Below are 18,051 nucleotides of genomic sequence, written 5' to 3'. Positions count from 1 at the left end.
TGTCGGCTTGCTCCTGATCGCCAGCGCGAGCCTCCTGGTCCTCGGTGCACGCGGCACGCAGAACGCCGTCGCGAACGGCGACACCCGCACCATCACCATCAAGCACATGCACACCAAGGAGGAGACGACCGTCACCTTCAAGCGTGATGGCCGCTACGATTCCTCGGGGCTCGAGAAGCTGAACTGGGCGCTGCGCGACTGGCGCACCGACGAACCGATCCGGATGGATCCGCGCCTGTTCGACATCGCCTGGGAAGTCCACCGGAAGGTCGGCTCCGACCAGCCCTTCCACGTCGTCTCCGCCTATCGCTCGCCCGGCACCAATTCGATGCTGCGCCGGCGCTCGCGCGGCGTCGCCAAGCACAGCCAGCACATGCTCGGCAAGGCGATGGATTTCTACCTGCCCGACACCCCGACCGCGCGCATGCGCGAGACGGCGATGCGGATGCAGCGTGGCGGCGTCGGCTTCTATCCGGGCGCCCACACCCCCTTCGTCCATCTCGACGCCGGCTCGGTCCGCTCCTGGCCGCGCATGACCCGCGACCAGCTCGTGCGCCTCTTCCCCGACGAGCAGACCGTGCATCTGCCCGCCGACGGCAAGCCGCTCAGCGGCTACGAGGTCGCCAAGGCCGCGATCCTGTCCAGCGGCGGCTCGGTCATGGGCTATGGCGCCGGGGACTACGACGAAGGCGCGATCATGGCGTCGAGCGGCGGCGGCAAGAGCTTCTGGGCCGCACTGTTCGGCGGCGACGACGAAGAGGCCGACGCCCGTCCGACCCGCGGCCGTGCTGCCGCCCGCCGCGCGCCGACGCCGCAGCCTACCGTCATGGCTTATGCCGGCGACAGCAACAGCGGCGATGGCGGTCGCTTCGCCGTCTTCAACGCACAGCCCGCCGAGCCGACCGGCCGTGCCGTTCTGCGCGAGCGCTCGAACCGCGCGACCACGACCACGACCACGACACAGCCGCCGGAGGAGACGCAGGTCGCAGCGCTCGCTCCTGCCCAGGTCGCTCCGCCCGAGCCGCCGAAGCCGAGCCCGATCGCGACCGCCCTGCCCGTCGCACGCCCGAGCGGCCTGACCCCGCCCGTGCCGAACCCGCCGGCCGGCTCCCCGCAGCTTGCCGCCCTGGCGGCGGAAGCCTCGGCCCTGCCGCTGCCGGCAGCCGAGCAGAAGCTCATTCTCGCCTCGCTGCCGCCGCGGCGGCCGACCGACCTGCCGGCGGCCCCGGCGCTCGAAACCATCCTGACCGGCCGGCCCGTCTCGGCGCCGTTGCCGCCGTCCCGCCCGGTCGCGCTGGCGAGCCTGTCGACCGAGGGCCTGCGGCTCAGCGACGAAGCCGAGGACGCCGTGCCCGCCGGCGCCAAGCTTGTCGCAGTCAATCATCCGCCGCCGCCGATCCGGCCACGCCCGCCGGGCGCCGCACCGGAACGCCCGGCCACGACGCAGATCGCCGTGCAACCGCGCAGCACCCCGATCGCCGCGGAATACAATGCTGATCGCGCCGGCCTCGATTCGCTCTTCGCCGCTGTCGCGGCGCCGGAAGCGCCCGCCCCGCGCCGCACGACGGTCGCGACCGCCAAGCCGAAAGCCGGCTCGGAGGCCCAGGCCAAAGGCTGGGTCGCCGGTGCGAACCCGGCCGCAGCACTCGGCTTCTCCGCTGCCGAGCCCAGCGATGTCGGCACCAGCGGCTTCTCCGGCCCGGCGGTCAAGGCCCTGCCGACCACCTTCGTCCAGAACTGAGCCGCCTCTCGCCTATTCCTTGTCGATCGGCCAGGCCCTGAAGACGTCGAATGCCTCGCAAGCTGCGGCCTGACGTGCCAGCGCCGGCCAACGCTCGGCTTCGACGAACTCCGGAATGACGAAGCGACAGAAGCCCCAGGCGATCGCCGCGGCGATGTCGCCCGGCCTGAGTTCTGTTCCAGCGCCGATCTCGCCATGCTCTGCCGCCTGGTCGAGCAGATCGAGCGCGGTATGGAGCTGAGACAGGATGCGCTCCTGCCAGTTGTCGTAGCGCTTCTCTTCCGGCCGCTTGCGCTCATATTCCACCGAGACTGCCTTGTCGGCAGCGACGATGCCGATACCGGTCAGGCTGAGATCCCTGACCCGCGCCGCCTTGTCGGCCGGGCGTAGCGAGCGGCCGGCGACATCCTCCATATGCTGGATGATCAGCAGCGAGTCGGTGATCACCGTTCCGTCATCGGCGACCAGCGTCGGCGCCTTGATCAGCGGGTTGATCTTGCGGAACTCCGGCATGTGCCGGAACACCGAGACCGAACGGTGCTCGAAATCGAGGCCGAGCAGGGTTCCGGTGATGGCGGCGCGCCGCACATAGGGGCTGTCGAGCATTCCAATCAGCAGCATAGCGATCTCCCGTTGTCATGGGTGGAACACTGGCTGCTGACGGCTGCCTTGCCACGCGAATTCGCGTGAAGCTCGACTTCACGCCATTTGATGCTCGTCGGCGGGATAGTCCTCGCGCGATAATTCCCCCGCAGCGATCTTCGCCTCGACGGCGGCCTGGCAAGGGTCCCAGGCGGGGGCGCTGCCGAAGCGCTCCAGCATCAAGTCGATCAGCACGCGGACCTTGCCGGGCACGTAAGGGCCGGGCGGGCGAACCACATACAAGGCGCTCTCGCGCATCGGATAGCGCCAGAGGATGTGTTCGACCGTCCCCGCACGGATCGCATCGCTGGCGATGAAGGTCGGCAGCACGGTAATGCCCAGCCCGGCCTCGGCCCATTTCAGTAGCGTATCGCCATTGTCGGAGCGCAGGCGGCCGGAGGGGCGCACGGAGACCCAGCGCCGGTTCATCCGGAAGCCCCAGTCGACGACGCTGTTGCCGGAATAGATCAGGCATTCATGGCCTGCGATATCGAGCGGCGTTTCCGGCCTGCCGAGGCGGGCGAGATAATCCGGGCTCGCCAGCACCGCACCCTTCACCGGCGCGATCCGGCGCGCGACCAGTGTGGAATCCTTGAGCGAGCCGATCCGGATAGCGGCGTCGAAGCGCTCGCCGATCAGGTCGACCTGACGATCGCTGGCTTCGACATCGAACTCCAGCTTCGGGTGCCGCTGGGCGAGTTCCGCCAGCACCGGCGCGAGATGCCGGTAGCCGAAGGAGAGCGGCATCGACAGCCTCAGGCGCCCGGCGACACCTTCGGATTGCTGCGCCACCGCCTCGCGCGCCTCGGCCAGTTCGGACAGGATGCGCTCGCCGCGCGCCTTGAACTCCAGCCCCGCCTCCGTCGCGGCGACGCCGCGGGTCGTGCGGCTGAGCAGGCGCGTACCGAGATCGGCCTCCAGCCGGGCGATCCGGCGGCTGACGATCGACTTCGCCAGGCCGAGGCTATGCGCGGCCCGGCCGAAGCCGCCGGCATCTACGACCGCGACAAAGCTCCTGATATCGTCGATCTCGGACATGAGGTGCTCCGCAAGCGTTCCTGGATGAGCAACAGATTGGTGCCCAATATGGGCATTCTGGTGCGGCAAGTGAACCGCTACCTCTCCCTCATCAAATCCCGCTTTCGCAGGAAGGCCGCCCCGAGGCGCGCTCCGAGACAAACAGCCCCCGTTTCATCGGCCTGCCGGCGTCACACGCGTTCACAGATGAGGAAGCCATGCTCGACAAGCTCAAGAAGCGCCGCACGCAATATGCACTCGGCAAGAACCTGCCGATCTCCGAAACGCAGGTCGATGCCCTGATCCGGGAGGCGATTCGCCTCTCACCCTCCAGCTTCAACTCGCAGAGTTCGCGCGCCGTGATTCTCTTCGGCCGGGAGAGCGACAAGTTCTGGAGCATCGCCAAGGAAGCCCTTCAGGCGATCGTGCCGGCGGCCGATTTCGCCGGGACAGCCAAGAAGATCGAAGGCTTCGCCAGCGGCGCCGGGACCGTGCTGTTCTACGAGGATCAGGAGCCGGTGAAGGCGCTCCAGGCCAATTTCCCGCTCTACGCGCACAACTTCCCGGTCTGGTCGGAGCATTCCACCGGCATGGCGCAGCTGGCCGTGTGGACCGCGCTGGCCGATGTCGGGATCGGCGCGAGCCTCCAGCACTATCACCCACTGGTCGATGCCGAGGTCGCCAAGACCTGGAACATTCCGGCGTCCTGGAAGCTGACCGCGCAGATGCCCTTCGGCTCGAATGAGGCGGGCTTTGCGGAGAAGACCTTCATCGACGACGAGCTCCGCTTCCGCACCCATCGTTGACCGGGCGCGGCTCGGGCTGATTGCCTGAAGCAACACAGTGAAGAATAAAGCGCCGCCGGGGGAGCACCCCCAGGCGGCGTTTTTTTGTGCAATGCACACTGATTCCCGCTGAAATGGGCTGTTCCTGCCGGGATTGAGCTCCCCAACATTGGTTTCAAGGCCGCCAACCGGGCGGCTCGAGCCGTCCAGCGCGCGCCTCGGCGCTTGCAAAGACGCCGCTCCTGTCGGATGCCATAGGGAAATGTCTGCAGGTTTCGCAGTTGCTCGCTAGGCTGAACGGCCGGGCTCACAGCAGGAGGGGGAGCGTAGTGAAGATCGGTTCGCCTAAGGAACTCTTCGCGGGTGAGGCGCGTGTCGCCATGACCCCCGACAGTGCGCAGCAGCTGCAGAAACTCGGCTATGACTGCCTCATCGAGACCGGAGCGGGCCTCGCCGCCGGCTTCACCGATGACGCCTACCGGGCGGCCGGCGTGACAGTCGTCGAGACGGCCGCCACGCTCTGGGACGAGGCCGACATCATCGCCAAGGTACGTCCGCCCGAGACGGCAGAGGCCGAGCGGCTCAAGGCCGGCAAGACGCTGATCTCGTTCTTCTACCCGGCCCAGAACAAGGAGCTGCTGGAGCTCTGCAAGGGCAAGGACGCCAACGTCATCGCCATGGACATGGTGCCGCGCATCTCGCGCGCCCAGAAGATGGACGCGCTCTCGTCCATGGCCAACATCGCCGGCTATCGCGCCGTGATCGAGGCCGGCAACAATTTCGGCCGCTTCTTCACCGGCCAGATCACAGCTGCCGGCAAGGTGCCCCCCGCCAAGGTGCTCGTGGTCGGTGCCGGCGTCGCCGGCCTTGCTGCGATCGGTACCGCGACCTCGCTCGGCGCCATCACCTACGCCTTCGACGTCCGCCCGGAAGTGGCCGAGCAGATCGAATCGATGGGCGCCGAGTTCGTCTTCCTCGACTTCAAGGGCCAGCAGCAGGACGGCGCCGCGACCGGCGGCTATGCCGCCCCCTCCAGCCCGGAGTTCCGCGAGGCCCAGCTCAAGAAGTTCCGCGAGCTCGCCCCGCAGATCGACATCGTCATCACCACGGCGCTGATCCCCGGCCGCGATGCGCCGGTGCTGTGGACCAAGGACATGGTCGAGGCGATGAAGCCCGGCTCGGTCATCGTCGACCTCGCCGCCGAGCGCGGCGGCAATTGCGAACTGACCAAGCCGGACGAGAAGATCGTCACCCCGAACGGGGTCACGATCGTCGGCTACACCGACTTCCCGAGCCGGATGGCGGCGCAGTCCTCGACGCTCTACGCCACCAATATCCGCCACATGATGACGGACCTGACGCCGGCCAAGGACGGCAAGCCCGCCCACAACATGGAGGACGACGTCATCCGGGGCGCGACGGTGACCTTCGAGGGCGCCATCACCTTCCCGCCGCCGCCGCCCAAGGTCGCCGCGATCGCGGCCCAGAAGCCGAAGGAGAAGGCCAAGGAGCTGACGCCCGAGGAGAAGCGGGCGAAGGAAGCGGCCGCCTTCAAGGCGCAGACCCAGTCCCAGCTGATGCTGCTCGGCGTCGGCACCGTGCTGATGCTGATCGTAGGCGCCTATGCGCCGGTGAGCTTCATGAGCCACTTCATCGTCTTCGCCCTCGCCTGCTTCGTCGGCTTCCAGGTGATCTGGAACGTCTCGCATTCGCTGCATACGCCGCTGATGGCCGTCACCAACGCGATCTCCGGCATCATCGTGCTCGGTGCCTTGCTGCAGATCGGCTCATCCAGCTGGCTCGTCACCTTCCTGGCGATGATCTCGGTGCTGATCGCCTCCATCAACATCGTCGGCGGCTTCCTGGTCACGCGCCGGATGCTTGCCATGTTCCAGAAGTCCTGAGGGGGCCGCAGTGAGCATCGGTATCGTTTCAGCGGCCTACATCTCCGCCGCCATCCTGTTCATCCTCTCCCTCGGCGGCCTCTCGAACCAGGAAAGCGCAAAGCGCGCGGTCTGGTACGGCATCGTCGGCATGGCGCTCGCCGTCATCGCCACGGTCTTCGGCCCCGGCAGTGGCAAGCTCTGGCTCGTCATCGTCATGTTCGCCATCGCCGCCGCGATCGGCTGGCAGGTGGCGATGAAGGTGCAGATGACGGAAATGCCGCAACTGGTCGCGGCGCTGCACTCCTTCGTCGGTCTCGCAGCGGTCCTGATCGGCTTCAACGCCCATATCGAACTCGCTGCGGTGATGAAGCTCGACGCGATCGCCCGTGAGGCGCTCACGGGCTTTGCCGGCGTGCTGGCGCACAAGACCGGGGTCGAGATCTCGATCCTGAAGGTCGAGGTCTTCCTCGGCGTCTTCATCGGCGCGGTCACCTTCACCGGCTCGATCATCGCCTTCGGCAAGCTCGCCGGAAAGGTCGACGGCAAGGCCAAGAAACTGCCCGGCGGCCACATGCTCAACGCCGGCGCCGCAGCGCTCTCGCTGCTGCTGCTGATCCTCTATGTGCAGGGCGCGGGCTTCTGGGCCCTCTTCCTGATGACGCTGCTCGCCTTCTTCATCGGCTACCACCTGATCATGGGCATCGGCGGCGCCGACATGCCGGTCGTGGTCTCGATGCTGAACAGCTATTCGGGCTGGGCCGCGGCGGCGATCGGCTTCACGCTCGGCAACGACCTCCTGATCGTCGTCGGCGCGCTGGTCGGCTCCTCCGGCGCGATCCTGTCCTACATCATGTGCAAGGCGATGAACCGCTCCTTCATCTCGGTCATCCTCGGCGGCTTCGGCAACACCACCGGACCGGCGCAGGCGATCGAGGGCGAGCAGATCGCGATCGATGTCGACGGCGTTGCCACTGCGCTGAACGACGCCGACAGCGTCATCATCGTGCCCGGCTACGGCATGGCGGTGGCGCAGGCCCAGCAATCTGTGTCGGAGCTGACCCGCAAGCTGCGCGCCGCCGGCAAGGAGGTGCGCTTCGCCATCCACCCGGTCGCCGGGCGCCTCCCGGGCCATATGAACGTGCTGCTCGCCGAAGCGAAGGTCCCCTACGACATCGTGCTGGAGATGGACGAGATCAACGAGGACTTCCCGAATACGGACGTCGCGATCGTCATCGGCTCGAACGACATCGTCAACCCGGCGGCGCAGGAGGACCCGAACTCGCCGATCGCCGGCATGCCGGTGCTCGAGGTCTGGAAGGCGAAGCAGGTCTTCGTCTCCAAGCGCGGCCAGGGCACCGGTTATTCCGGCATTGAGAACCCGCTTTTCTACAAGGAGAACACGCGGATGTTCTACGGCGACGCCAAGAAGAGCCTCGACGAGCTGCTGCCCAAGATCGCCTGATCGCATAGGCGGTGCAGCCGGGCTCACTGGCCTGCACGGACGGCCCCGGCAGAAACAGAAAAGCCCGCCCGGCGACATCGCCGGGCGGGCTTTGTTCTTGCAGGAAGGCGCTGGTTCAGGCGGCCTTTGCCAGCTCCGGCGCCACGGTGAAGGGCGCCGCCGTCTTGGCCTTGACCTCGTCGAGCGTGACGTCCGGCGCCAGCTCGATCAGGGTCAGTCCACCCTTCACCTTGTCGCAGGTCATGACGCAGAGATCGGTGACGATCAGGTCGACGACGCCGGCGCCGGTCAGCGGCAGCGAGCAGCGCTCCAGCACCTTGGACTCGCCCGCCTTGTTGGCGTGGTCCATCACCACGATCACCTTCTTGACGCCGGCGACGAGGTCCATCGCGCCGCCCATGCCCTTCACCATCTTGCCGGGAATGGTCCAGTTGGCGATGTCGCCATTGGCCGCGACTTCCATGGCGCCGAGGATGGTGAGGTCGATATGGCCGCCGCGGATCATCGCGAAGCTATCGGCCGAGGAGAAGAAGCTCGAGCTTGGCAGGATCGTGATCGTCTGCTTGCCGGCATTGATCAGGTCCGGGTCGGCCTCGCCCTCATAGGGGAAGGGGCCGATGCCGAGCAGGCCGTTCTCGGACTGCAGCGTCACGTCGACGCCCTCGGGGATGTAGTTCGCCACCAGCGTCGGGATGCCGATGCCCAGATTGACGTAATAGCCGTCCTTCAGTTCCTTGGCCGCGCGGGCAGCCACCTGTTCACGGGTCCAGGCCATCAGGCGGTCTCCCTCTTGCGCTCGGTCAGCTTCTCGATCTTCTTCTCGTTGATCGTGCTCTTGATGACGCGGTCGACATAGATGCCGGGGGTGTGGATCGCCTCCGGATCGAGCGAGCCAACCGGCACGATCTCTTCGACCTCGGCTACCGTCACCTTGCCGGCGGTCGCCATGTTCGGGTTGAAGTTGCGCGCGGTGCGCCGGTAGACGAGGTTGCCGGCCGTGTCAGCCTTCCAGGCCTTGACGATCGCGACATCGGCCCTGAGCCAGGTCTCGCGGACGTAGAGCTGGCCTTCGAACTCCTCGACCGGCTTGCCCTCGGCGACGACGGTGCCGACGCCGGTGCGGGTATAGAAGGCCGGGATGCCGGCGCCGCCGGCGCGGATCCGCTCAGCCAGCGTGCCCTGCGGATTGAGCTCCAGCTCGAGCTCACCCGAGAGGTACTGTTGTTCGAACAATTTGTTCTCGCCGACATAGGACGCGATCATCTTCTTGATCTGCCGGGTCTCCAGCAGCATCCACAGGCCGAAGCCGTCGGCGCCGGCATTGTTCGAGATCACCGTGAGGTTCTTCACTCCCGCCCGGCGGATCTCCGGGATCAGGCTCTCGGGATTGCCCGAAAGGCCGAAGCCGCCCGACATGATCGTCATCCCGTCGAACAACAGCCCCTCAAGGGCCGCAGCCGGGCCGTCATAGACCTTGCGCGTCATCCGTTTCCTCTCCCGTTACCGTTCGATTTCGCCATCGGCTGCTGCCGCTTAGACGTGTTCGAGCCCGATTGCGATGCCCTGGCCGACACCGATGCACATGGTGGCGAGCGCGCGGCGCTTGCCGGTGAGCGACAGCTCCAGCGCCGCCGTACCGGCGATACGGGCGCCGGACATGCCGAGCGGATGGCCGAGCGCGATCGCGCCGCCATTCGGGTTCACATGGGCGCCGTCCTCGGCAATGCCGAGGTCCCGAAGTACGGCGATGCCCTGCGAGGCAAAGGCCTCGTTGAGCTCGACGATATCGAAATCCGTCGGCTTGATGCCGAGGCGCTCGCAGAGCTTCCGCGTCGCCGGGATTGGGCCAAGGCCCATGACGCGCGGTGCGACGCCGCCGGTCGCCCCGCCGAGAACACGTGCCAGCGGGGTCAAACCGTATTTTGCCGCCGCCTTCTCGGAGGCGACGATCAACGCCGCAGCGCCGTCATTGACGCCCGAGGCGTTGCCGGCAGTGACCGTGCCGCCCTCCTTGCGGAACGGCGTCGGCAATTTGGCGAGCTTTTCCAGCGTGGTGTCGCCGCGCGGATGCTCGTCGATCTCGATGCGGATCGGATCGCCCTTGCGCTGCGGGATCACGACCGGCACGATCTCCTTGGCCAGCCGGCCGTTCTGCTGGGCCGCGACCGCCTTCTGCTGCGACCGCACGGCGAAGGCGTCCTGGTCGGCCCGGCTGATCTTGCAGTCGGCGGCGACGTTCTCGCCGGTCTCGGGCATGGAATCGACGCCGTATTGTGCCTTCATCAGCGGGTTGACGAAGCGCCAGCCGATGGTGGTGTCGTGGATCTCGGCATGGCGCGAGAAGGCGCTGTCAGCCTTGGGCAGCACGAAGGGCGCGCGCGACATGCTCTCGACGCCGCCGGCGATCATCAGTTCGGCCTCGCCGGCCTTGATCGCGCGAGCCGCGGCGATGACCGCATCCATGCCCGAGCCGCAGAGCCGGTTCATCGTGGTGCCTGGCACCTCCTTCGGCAGGCCGGCGAGCAGCAGCGACATGCGCGCGACATTGCGGTTGTCCTCGCCCGCCTGGTTGGCGCAGCCGAAGATCACATCGTCAACCGCGCCGAAATCGACTTGCGGATGGCGCTCAACCAGGGCCTTCAGCGGCACGGCGCCGAGATCGTCCGCCCGCACCGCGGAGAGGGAGCCGCCGAAACGGCCGATCGGCGTGCGGACATAGGCGCAGATGAAGGCTTCGCTCATGCGGGAAAACCCTTGTTGTTTCCTCGATCACCGTTCGCCGCCGGATGCGACGAAGGCAATTGTCTTTCACCTGGACTACCAGCGCAAAAGCTGCCGGCGCCTGCTTGTGCCGAGGAATATGCAGCAGCCAAACACTTATGTTAAATGAAATCACTGCCCAAGATAATAACCAATGGGTTATTGAGCCATGTTCGAAGAGCGCCTGTCGTCGATGGATCGGCGCGTCAAGTTTCGCCATCTGCGCTGTTTCATTGAGGTCGCGCAGCTGAAGAGTGTCGTCAAGGCGGCGGCCGTGCTCCATGTCAGCCAGCCCGCGATCTCCAAGACCGTGCAGGAGCTCGAAGAGCTTCTCGGCGTCGCGCTGTTCGAGCCCAACCGCCGGACCATGCTGCTCACCGGCGCGGGCGAGATATTCCTGCGCTATGCCAGCGCCAGCGTCACGGCGCTGAAGCAGGGCGTGAGGATGGTCGGCGGCGACGAGATGTCGCCCGAGCACGCCTTCACGGTCGGTGCGCTGCCAACGGCGTCGGCCCGCATTCTGCCGGCGGCAATAGCCCAGGTGACGCAACGCTATGAGCGCCTCAGGCCGCGGGTCGTAACCGGGGCGAATGATGTGCTGATGGCGCAGCTCCGGCTCGGCGACGTCGATCTCGTCATCGGGCGCATGGCCGCGCCGGAGACGATGACGGGCTTCAACTTCGAGCACCTCTATTCCGAGCGGATCGCGCTGGTGGTCCGGCAGGAACACCCCTTGCTGCAGATGGACGGGTTCGTCCCAGCCGCGATCGCGCAATATCAATTGCTGATGCCGCCGCCGGGCTCCGTTATCAGCTCGACGGTCGAGCGCTACATGATCGCCAATTCGATCCAGCCTCGTGCCGGTGTGATCGAGACGGTCTCCGACGCCTTCACCCGCGGCTACCTGCTGCAGACCGATGCGATCTGGTTCATTTCCGAGGGCGTGGTCGCCGAGGATGTCGCCCGGGGTCTGCTCGCCCTGCTGCCAGCCTATACCGAGGATACGCTCGGGCCCGTCGGATTGACGACGCGCGCCGATGCCGTCTTGTCACTATCGGCTCAGATCTTCATCGCGGCTTTGCGGGAAATCGCCGCGAGCTGGCGCATGGGGAATCTGCCCGGCAAATCGTGAGTTCGAGCGCGCAGGGCAGTGCAACTCGCAGCCACCCCGCTCAGGCAGCGACGCCGGAACCATCTCGTCTGGCCGCTTATAGCAAGGGCCCGAGACGATTCCAGCGTGATCACAACGCGATGCGCGAGCGCTCGCGCAACGGCCTCAGGCGCTCTCTCCGACCGCCTGGAGATAGAGGTCGAGGATCGCCTCTTCCTCCTTGCGCTCGTCGAGGTCGCGCTTGCGCAGCGCGATCACCTTGCGCAGCACCTTGACGTCGTAGCCATTGGCCTTGGCCTCGGAATAGACCTCCTTGATATCGTCGGAGATCGTCTTCTTCTCTTCCTCAAGGCGCTCGATGCGCTGCACGATGCTCTTGAGCTGATCGCCTGCAACCGGATCGTCCATTCTCAAAACCCTTCTTCGGAATTCGGCCGCAGGGGTTCGCAAGGATGGGCGGCGAGGTCAAGCAAGAACGGCTCTGTGTTCACATCTCTCGCGCCGCAGCCAGCGCACCCGGCAGCAGGCGCGCCAGCCTGAGGCCCCAGCCGCGAGCCGCGTGCGGCTCGCCGATCAGGTCCTGGCGGATCTCGATCAGCGCGTCGAGCAAGCCGCGGCGGGTCGCATGGCGATCGATCGTGTCGCCAGGCAGGCCCCCGTTATAAGGCTCGTTGTCGCCGACGATCAGGTCGCCCTCCGCCTGCAGCGCCGCGATCAGCGCCCGCGCCAGCCGCCCCTCCCTGTCCCAGAGCACGCCGGCATGCCAGGGCCGCGGCACGCCCTTCCAGAACGGCGTGAAGGAGTGCAGCGAGATGATCGCCGGCGGGTGGCCAGCGACCAGCGCCCTCTCCACTGCGGCATCGATCGCCGCATCATAGGGCGCATAATAGCGCGCGATCCGCTCGGCGATGCCGGCCTCGTCGATGCGGGCATTGCCCGGCACGATGGCTCCGTCCGATATCCGCATCACCAGAGTCGGATCGTCCCGACCACGATTGGGGTCGATCAGCAGCCGCGAGAAATTGCTGAGCACGGCCGGCGCCCCGAGCGCCTGTGCCATCGCGCGCGTCATCTCGGCGGCGCCGATGTCGTAGGCGATGTGGCGCTCGAGCTGCTGTGGCGGCAGGCCGAGCAGGTTCAGCTCCGGCGGGATTGCGTTCGTCGCATGGTCGCAGAGCAGCAGCACGCCCGTGGCCTGGTCCCCCGCAATGATCTCGACCTCACCGGGCTGCCGTACCGGAGCACCGCTCTGGAGGCCCTCGTCCGCGCGCATCATGACCTCGGATTACATCACCAAATCGCGGATGACGCCCGCTTCTGCGCGACATAGCTTGCTTTCGCCTGGCTCGGAACGGGAGCGCAGCAAGAATCCGCACCAACCCACCATCCAGGAACATATCCTGATCGCAAATGCGGTATCCATTTTTCCGGGACATGCTCTAGTAAGACGCTAAGACGAAAGTCGATTGCCAGCAGCAGATTCGCACGAGGAAGACGCTTGGAGCAGCGGCAGGATGTAATTGCGGAGCGGCACCGGACCGCACGTCGGATTTTCGACGCGGCCGTGGCCCGGGCTCACCCTCGGAGCTGGCTCGCCGCACATCTCCCCCCTCCGCCGCCGAACGGCCGCCTGATCCTGCTCGCTGCCGGCAAGGCGGCCGGCAGCATGACCGTGCTGGCAGAAGCCCATTATCTCGACACGCTGAAGCTGCCGCCCGAACGCTTCCTCGGCCATGCCGTCGCCCGCCATGGCTACGAGGCGCACACCCGTCATATCCCGATGCTGGCCGCCGGCCATCCCGTGCCCGACGAGGGCAGCATCGCCAGCGCGACGCGGGCGCTCGAACTCGCCGCCTCCGCCACCGCCGACGATCTCGTCCTGGTGCTGCTCTCCGGCGGTGGCTCGGCCAACTGGGTCGCGCCGGCCGGCTCGCTCGCGCTCGCCGAGAAGCAGGCGGTCAACAAGGCGCTGCTGCGCTCCGGCGCGCCGATCGGCGAGATGAACATCGTCCGCAAGCGCCTCTCGCGCATCAAGGGCGGCCGGCTCGCCCTTGCCGCCGCGCCCGCGAAGCTGCTCACGCTCGCCGTCTCCGATGTGCCGCATGACGACCCCGCCGCGATCGCCTCGGGCCCGACCGTGCCCGACCCGAGCAGCATGGCCGATGCCCGCGCCATCGTTGCCCGCTACGGGCTTGCGCTGCCGCCCGCGGCGCAGGCCCTGCTCGCCGACGACGCCAGCGAGACGCCCAAGCCGGGCGATCCCGCCTTCGCCGGCAGCGAGTACCGCATCGTCGCCCGTCCGGCCGACGCCATCGCCGCGGCGGTCAAGACCGCGGCCGACGCAGGTTACGAGCCGATCGATCTCGGCCCCGACCTCGAAGGCGAGGCGCGCGACGTCGCGGCCGCCCAGGCGGCTCGTGCAAGGGAACTCAAGGCCTCTGGGCGCCGCGCCGCACTGATCTCGGGCGGCGAGCTCACCGTCACCATCGCCGGCAATGGCCGTGGCGGGCCGAACCAGGAATTCGCGCTCGCCCTGGCGATCGCGCTCGCCGGCGAGCCGGGCATCGTCGCGCTCTCCGGCGACACCGACGGCACCGATGGCGGCGGCGGCGAGGCGACCGACCCAGCCGGCGCGGTCATCGACGAGACGACGCTGGCGCGCGCCCGCGCTCTCGGCCTCGATCCTGCCCAATCGCTGGCCCAGAACGATTCGACGGGCTTCTTCACATTGCTCGGCGACCTGTTGCAGACCGGCCCGACCCTGACCAATGTCAACGATTGCCGCGTGATTCTGATCGATCCATGAGCCGAGGTGGACATCTTCTTCCAGCAGCGCTTGCAGCCGGGCTGCTCCTGGCCGGTGCCGGCCCAGCGCTGGCTGATCTGCGCATGTGCAACACCACAGGCAGTCGCGTCGGCGTCGCGCTCGGCTATCGCGATGCGCAGGGCTGGGTCACCGAAGGCTGGTGGAACCTGGCGCCTCGTGCCTGCGAGACCCTGCTGCGCGGCACGCTGGCGGCGCGCTTCTATTACGTCCATGCCGTCGACTACGACAAGGGCGGCGAGTGGACCGGCAAGTCCGTCATGTGCACGCGCAACAAGGAGTTCACCATCCGCGGCATCGAGGATTGCCTGGCGCGCGGCTATGAGCGCGCCGGCTTCTTCGAGGTCGACACCGGCGAGCAGAAGGGCTGGACGATCCAACTCACCGACACGGCAGGCGGAGCACCACGCCCATGACCGCGGTGCAGCAAGTGGCTTGCTCTAATCGTTTGAATCGGCAAGGCCTGCAAGAAGCAGGCGCTCTGGGTTTCGAGGGGACATGACGTGATGAGGCGGGAACGGCGGATCAAGATCATCGCGACGCTGGGGCCAGCCTCGTCGACGCCGGAGATGTGTGCAGCCCTGTTCAAGGCGGGCGTCGACGTCTTCCGCATCAATATGAGCCACACCCAGCGCGAGGACCTGCCGGCCCGGATCGCCATGCTGCGCGGGCTGGAGAAGCAGTTCCGTCGTCCGGTCGGCATCCTCGCCGACCTGCAGGGACCGAAGCTGCGTGTCGGTCAGTTCGGCGGTGACGGTGGCGTGATGCTGGAGAAGGATGCCCGCTTCGTCCTCGACGCCGATCCGGCACCCGGCACCGTCAAGCGCGTGCACCTGCCACATCCGGAGATCCTGTCGGCGCTCGAGCCCGGCCATCACCTCATCCTCGATGACGGCAAGATCCGCCTCGTCGTCGAGAAGGCCTCGCCGAAGCAGGCCGTGACCAAGGTCATCGTCGGCGGCCGGCTTTCCTCGCGCAAGGGCGTCAGCCTGCCCGACACCACGATCCCGGTCTCGGCCATGACCGAGAAGGACCGCTCCGACGCCGAGGCCGCCGCCGAGGCCGGTGTCGACTGGATCGCCCTCTCCTTCGTGCAGCGGCCGGAGGACATGGCGGAGCTGCGCAAGATCGTTCAGGGCCGGGCACTGGCCCTCGCCAAGATCGAGAAGCCGCAGGCTTTGCTGCGCCTGCAGGAGATCATCGAGGCTTCCGACGCGATCATGGTCGCGCGCGGCGACCTCGGCGTCGAGATGCCGCTCGAGAAGGTGCCCGGCACGCAAAAGCGCATTACCCGCATGGCCCGGCGCATGGGCAAGCCCGTCGTCGTCGCGACGCAGATGCTGGAAAGCATGATCACCGCGCCCGTCCCGACCCGCGCCGAGGTCTCGGACGTCGCGACTGCCGTCTTCGAGGGCGCAGACGCCGTCATGCTCTCGGCCGAGAGTGCCGCCGGCCAGTACCCGATCGAGGCGGTTGCGATGATGAACCGCATCGCCGAAGAGGTCGAGAACGACTCCGTCTACCGCTCCATCCTCGAATCCCAGAAGGCCGAACCGGAGGCGACCGGCGCCGACGCCATCGCCAAGGCCTCGCACGAGATCGCCGATGCCCTGAATCTCAAGGCGATCGCCGCCTGGACCTCCTCGGGCTCGACCGCCTTCCGCATCGCCCGCGAGCGCCCGAACTCGACCGTGATCGCGCTGACGCCGAACGCCGCGACCGCGCGCCGGCTCACCCTGGTCTGGGGCGTGCACTCGGTGGTGACCAAGGACGCCAGCGACATCGACGACATGGCCTTCCGCGCCTGCAAGTTCGCCGTGCGCGAGGGCTTTGCCGCTGAGGGTGACCGGCTGATCGTCGTTGCCGGCGTCCCCTTCGGCACGCCGGGCGCGACCAACATGGTTCGCATCGCCTTCGTCGCCAAGGAGCATGTCGAGCAGGCGTGAGCGCGCGGCCGCCGGAGACGTCATTCTCGGGCGAAGCGAAGCGCGGACCCGAGAATCTCAGGACGACATGGCGCAGATTGCGAGTCTCTTCCGGCTTGAGATGCTCGGGTCAAGCCCGAGCATGACGGAGCGCCTGCCATTCCCCTGCGGCCGCCTCTGCTCTACTGCTTGAGTTCCCGCTTTCGGCTGCCAGCGACGCCCATGGCCCTCACCGACATCGCCACCCGGACCTATAACCACAGCTGGCGGCTCGATCCGATCATCCGCAGCCTGTTGGATACGGATTTCTACAAGCTGCTGATGCTGCAGATGATCCGGAGCTTCCATCCGGAGGTGCAGGTCACCTTCGGCCTGATCAATCGCTCCAGGCAGATCCGCCTCGCCGACGTGATCGAAGAAGCCGAGCTGCGCGCCCAGCTCGACCATGCCCGCGGGCTGCGCTTCACCAAGAAGGAACTGATCTGGCTCGCCGGCAACAGCTTCTACGGCAAGACCCAGATGTTCACGCCGGACTTCATCGCCTGGCTCGCCGATTTCCGCCTGCCCGACTACGAACTGCGCAAGGTCGACGGCCAGTACGAGCTGACCTTCGCCGGTCCCTGGACCCATTCGATGATGTGGGAGATCCCGGCGCTCGCCATCGTCAACGAACTGCGCTCGCGCCAGGCGCTCAAGACCTGGGACCGCTTCGCCCTCGATGTGCTCTATGCCCGCGCCAAGTCGAAGCTCTGGGACAAGGTCGAACGGCTGAAGAAGCTGCCCGATCTGCGCATCTCCGATTTCGGCACGCGCCGCCGCCATGGCCATCTCTGGCAGCGCTGGTGCGTCGAGGCGCTGAAGGAAGGCCTCGGGCCGACCTTTACCGGCACCTCAAACGTGCTTCTCGCCATGGAGAACGATCTCGAGGCGATCGGCACCAACGCTCATGAATTGCCGATGGTGCTGGCCGCGCTCGCCGACAGCGACGAGGAGCTGAAGCGCGCGCCCTATCGCGTCCTCGACGAATGGCGCCAGGTCTATGGAGGCAACCTCCTGATCGTGCTGCCGGACGCCTTCGGCACCACCGCCTTCCTGCGCGACGCCCCCGCCTGGCTCGCCGACTGGACCGGCTTCCGCCCCGACAGTGCCCCGCCGATCGAGGCCGGCGAGCAGATCATCGACTGGTGGAAATCCCAGGGCCGCGACCCGAAGAGCAAGTTGCTGATCTTCTCCGACGGCATGGATATCGACTCGATCGAGGACGCCTATCGCCATTTCCACGGCCGCGTCCGCACCGGCTTCGGCTGGGGCACCAACCTGACCAACGACTTCGTCGGCTGCTCGCCGGTCGGCACGCCCGATCTCGACCCGATCTCGCTGGTCTGCAAGGTCGTCAGCGCCAATGGCCGCCCGGCGGTGAAGCTCTCCGACAACCCCAACAAGGCGACCGGCGACCCGGCCGAGATCGCGCGGTATCTCAGAGTGTTCGGCGGGGCGGATCGCAAGGCGAAGGCGGTGAGGGTTTGAGCACGGGTCTCGTAAGAGCTTGTCCGCTTTCGTTCCGTTACAGAAACTCGCCGCTGATCAAGGAACATTTCCTGTAAGCACACCAACGCCCCAGAACACGGCTAGATAAAATCCAGGATTGAATACAATCAGAGCGATGATCAAAATAACCATAAGGAACGCCGCGATCCCTACCGTCTCCCGCCAGTCCATTAAGCTCTCCAAGTAACATATCGGCTGAGATTAGTTTGCGGGTTGCCTGGCTGGCAACCGCCGCCGAATTTTTTGCTCAGCGTTGCAGCATGTATGGTCGAAGCTCCCTCCGCATGCAGCGGCGTTTCGGCAGCAATCACGCGCGAGCCGCGCATCTCCGAGGGAGCAGCCAGAAAGGT

General features: G+C 66.8%; 17 protein-coding genes. 9 read left to right on the top strand and 8 right to left on the bottom strand.

From position 1 onward, the window contains the following. Positions 1–7 precede the first annotated feature (7 nt). A complete protein-coding gene (locus ACQKLX_RS17960) occupies positions 8–1,741 on the top strand; it encodes a peptidoglycan L,D-endopeptidase MepK (RefSeq protein WP_427362917.1) in 1,734 nt (577 codons plus the stop codon). A gap of 12 nt (positions 1,742–1,753) precedes the next feature. Here ACQKLX_RS17960 and ACQKLX_RS17955 read toward each other — a convergent pair whose 3' ends face one another. Together ACQKLX_RS17955 and ACQKLX_RS17950 are read right to left on the bottom strand one after the other, a co-directional pair. Further along, positions 1,754–2,362 carry a glutathione S-transferase family protein gene (locus ACQKLX_RS17955; protein WP_427362916.1) on the bottom strand — a complete coding sequence of 203 codons (609 nt, stop codon included), beginning with the start codon at positions 2,360–2,362 and terminating at the stop codon, positions 1,754–1,756. A gap of 78 nt (positions 2,363–2,440) precedes the next feature. After that, positions 2,441–3,421: a LysR family transcriptional regulator gene (locus ACQKLX_RS17950; protein ID WP_427362915.1), complete on the bottom strand. Its 981-nt coding sequence runs from the start codon at positions 3,419–3,421 to the stop codon at positions 2,441–2,443. Positions 3,422–3,618: 197 nt separating this feature from the next. Here ACQKLX_RS17950 and ACQKLX_RS17945 point away from each other — a divergent pair, with 197 nt between their 5' ends. The 3 genes from ACQKLX_RS17945 (at position 3,619) to ACQKLX_RS17935 (ending at position 7,533) form a co-directional block, all read left to right on the top strand. Then, positions 3,619–4,206 carry a nitroreductase family protein gene (locus ACQKLX_RS17945; protein ID WP_326875713.1) on the top strand — a complete coding sequence of 196 codons (588 nt, stop codon included), beginning with the start codon at positions 3,619–3,621 and terminating at the stop codon, positions 4,204–4,206. 308 nt (positions 4,207–4,514) lie between these two features. Then, complete coding sequence (locus tag ACQKLX_RS17940) at positions 4,515–6,089, top strand: Re/Si-specific NAD(P)(+) transhydrogenase subunit alpha (RefSeq protein WP_427362914.1); 1,575 nt, start codon at positions 4,515–4,517, stop codon at positions 6,087–6,089. A gap of 10 nt (positions 6,090–6,099) precedes the next feature. Further along, the gene (locus tag ACQKLX_RS17935) at positions 6,100–7,533 is read left to right on the top strand and encodes an NAD(P)(+) transhydrogenase (Re/Si-specific) subunit beta (RefSeq protein ID WP_427362913.1); all 1,434 of its coding nucleotides are present in this window, start codon (positions 6,100–6,102) and stop codon (positions 7,531–7,533) included. Positions 7,534–7,648: 115 nt separating this feature from the next. Here ACQKLX_RS17935 and ACQKLX_RS17930 read toward each other — a convergent pair whose 3' ends face one another. Genes ACQKLX_RS17930 through pcaF form a run of 3 tightly spaced genes read right to left on the bottom strand, consistent with a single transcriptional unit; the run spans position 7,649 to position 10,275 of the window. Beyond that, positions 7,649–8,308, bottom strand: a complete 660-nt coding sequence (locus ACQKLX_RS17930) for a 3-oxoacid CoA-transferase subunit B (protein WP_427362912.1) — start codon at positions 8,306–8,308, stop codon at positions 7,649–7,651. Beyond that, positions 8,308–9,018 (bottom strand): CoA transferase subunit A, encoded by a 711-nt coding sequence (locus ACQKLX_RS17925; protein ID WP_427362911.1) that lies wholly within the window; start codon positions 9,016–9,018, stop codon positions 8,308–8,310. The genes ACQKLX_RS17930 and ACQKLX_RS17925 overlap by 1 nt, the downstream gene beginning before the upstream one ends. Before the next feature lie 48 nt (positions 9,019–9,066). Further along, positions 9,067–10,275 (bottom strand): 3-oxoadipyl-CoA thiolase, encoded by a 1,209-nt coding sequence (gene pcaF / locus ACQKLX_RS17920; RefSeq protein WP_427362910.1) that lies wholly within the window; start codon positions 10,273–10,275, stop codon positions 9,067–9,069. Positions 10,276–10,462: 187 nt separating this feature from the next. Here pcaF and pcaQ point away from each other — a divergent pair, with 187 nt between their 5' ends. Next, positions 10,463–11,425 carry a pca operon transcription factor PcaQ gene (gene pcaQ / locus ACQKLX_RS17915; protein ID WP_427362909.1) on the top strand — a complete coding sequence of 321 codons (963 nt, stop codon included), beginning with the start codon at positions 10,463–10,465 and terminating at the stop codon, positions 11,423–11,425. Between the two features lie 144 nt (positions 11,426–11,569). Here the strand turns inward: pcaQ and ACQKLX_RS17910 are convergent, their stop codons facing one another. Next, entirely contained in the window at positions 11,570–11,812 is a 243-nt protein-coding gene (locus tag ACQKLX_RS17910) for a DUF2312 domain-containing protein (protein WP_152011935.1), read from the bottom strand. A gap of 79 nt (positions 11,813–11,891) precedes the next feature. Continuing rightward, on the bottom strand, positions 11,892–12,677 hold the full coding sequence (locus tag ACQKLX_RS17905; RefSeq protein ID WP_427362908.1) for an N-formylglutamate amidohydrolase: 786 nt from the start codon (positions 12,675–12,677) through the stop codon (positions 11,892–11,894). Positions 12,678–12,923: 246 nt separating this feature from the next. On the opposite strand from ACQKLX_RS17905, the gene ACQKLX_RS17900 reads away from it, so the two are divergent. From ACQKLX_RS17900 to pncB, 4 genes are all read left to right on the top strand, one after another. Continuing rightward, a complete protein-coding gene (locus tag ACQKLX_RS17900) occupies positions 12,924–14,210 on the top strand; it encodes a glycerate kinase type-2 family protein (protein ID WP_427363044.1) in 1,287 nt (428 codons plus the stop codon). Next, positions 14,207–14,644, top strand: a complete 438-nt coding sequence (locus tag ACQKLX_RS17895) for a DUF1036 domain-containing protein (RefSeq protein ID WP_427362907.1) — start codon at positions 14,207–14,209, stop codon at positions 14,642–14,644. Before ACQKLX_RS17900 ends, ACQKLX_RS17895 begins: the two co-directional genes overlap by 4 nt. Before the next feature lie 90 nt (positions 14,645–14,734). Further along, positions 14,735–16,174 (top strand): pyruvate kinase, encoded by a 1,440-nt coding sequence (gene pyk / locus ACQKLX_RS17890; RefSeq protein WP_427362906.1) that lies wholly within the window; start codon positions 14,735–14,737, stop codon positions 16,172–16,174. Between the two features lie 201 nt (positions 16,175–16,375). Then, complete coding sequence (pncB, locus tag ACQKLX_RS17885; protein WP_427362905.1) at positions 16,376–17,680, top strand: nicotinate phosphoribosyltransferase; 1,305 nt, start codon at positions 16,376–16,378, stop codon at positions 17,678–17,680. Between the two features lie 57 nt (positions 17,681–17,737). On the opposite strand, the gene ACQKLX_RS17880 is transcribed toward pncB, so the two are convergent. Further along, positions 17,738–17,872, bottom strand: coding sequence for a hypothetical protein (locus tag ACQKLX_RS17880; RefSeq protein ID WP_427362904.1), 135 nt, complete (start codon positions 17,870–17,872; stop codon positions 17,738–17,740). Positions 17,873–18,051: the final 179 nt, after the last annotated feature.

This window comes from Allobosea sp. NPDC003192 (assembly GCF_050275675.1).
GTDB lineage: Bacteria > Pseudomonadota > Alphaproteobacteria > Rhizobiales > Beijerinckiaceae > Allobosea.
The sequence above is the reverse complement of the archived record's forward strand: the minus strand, read 5'-3'. Positions and strand labels throughout refer to the sequence as shown.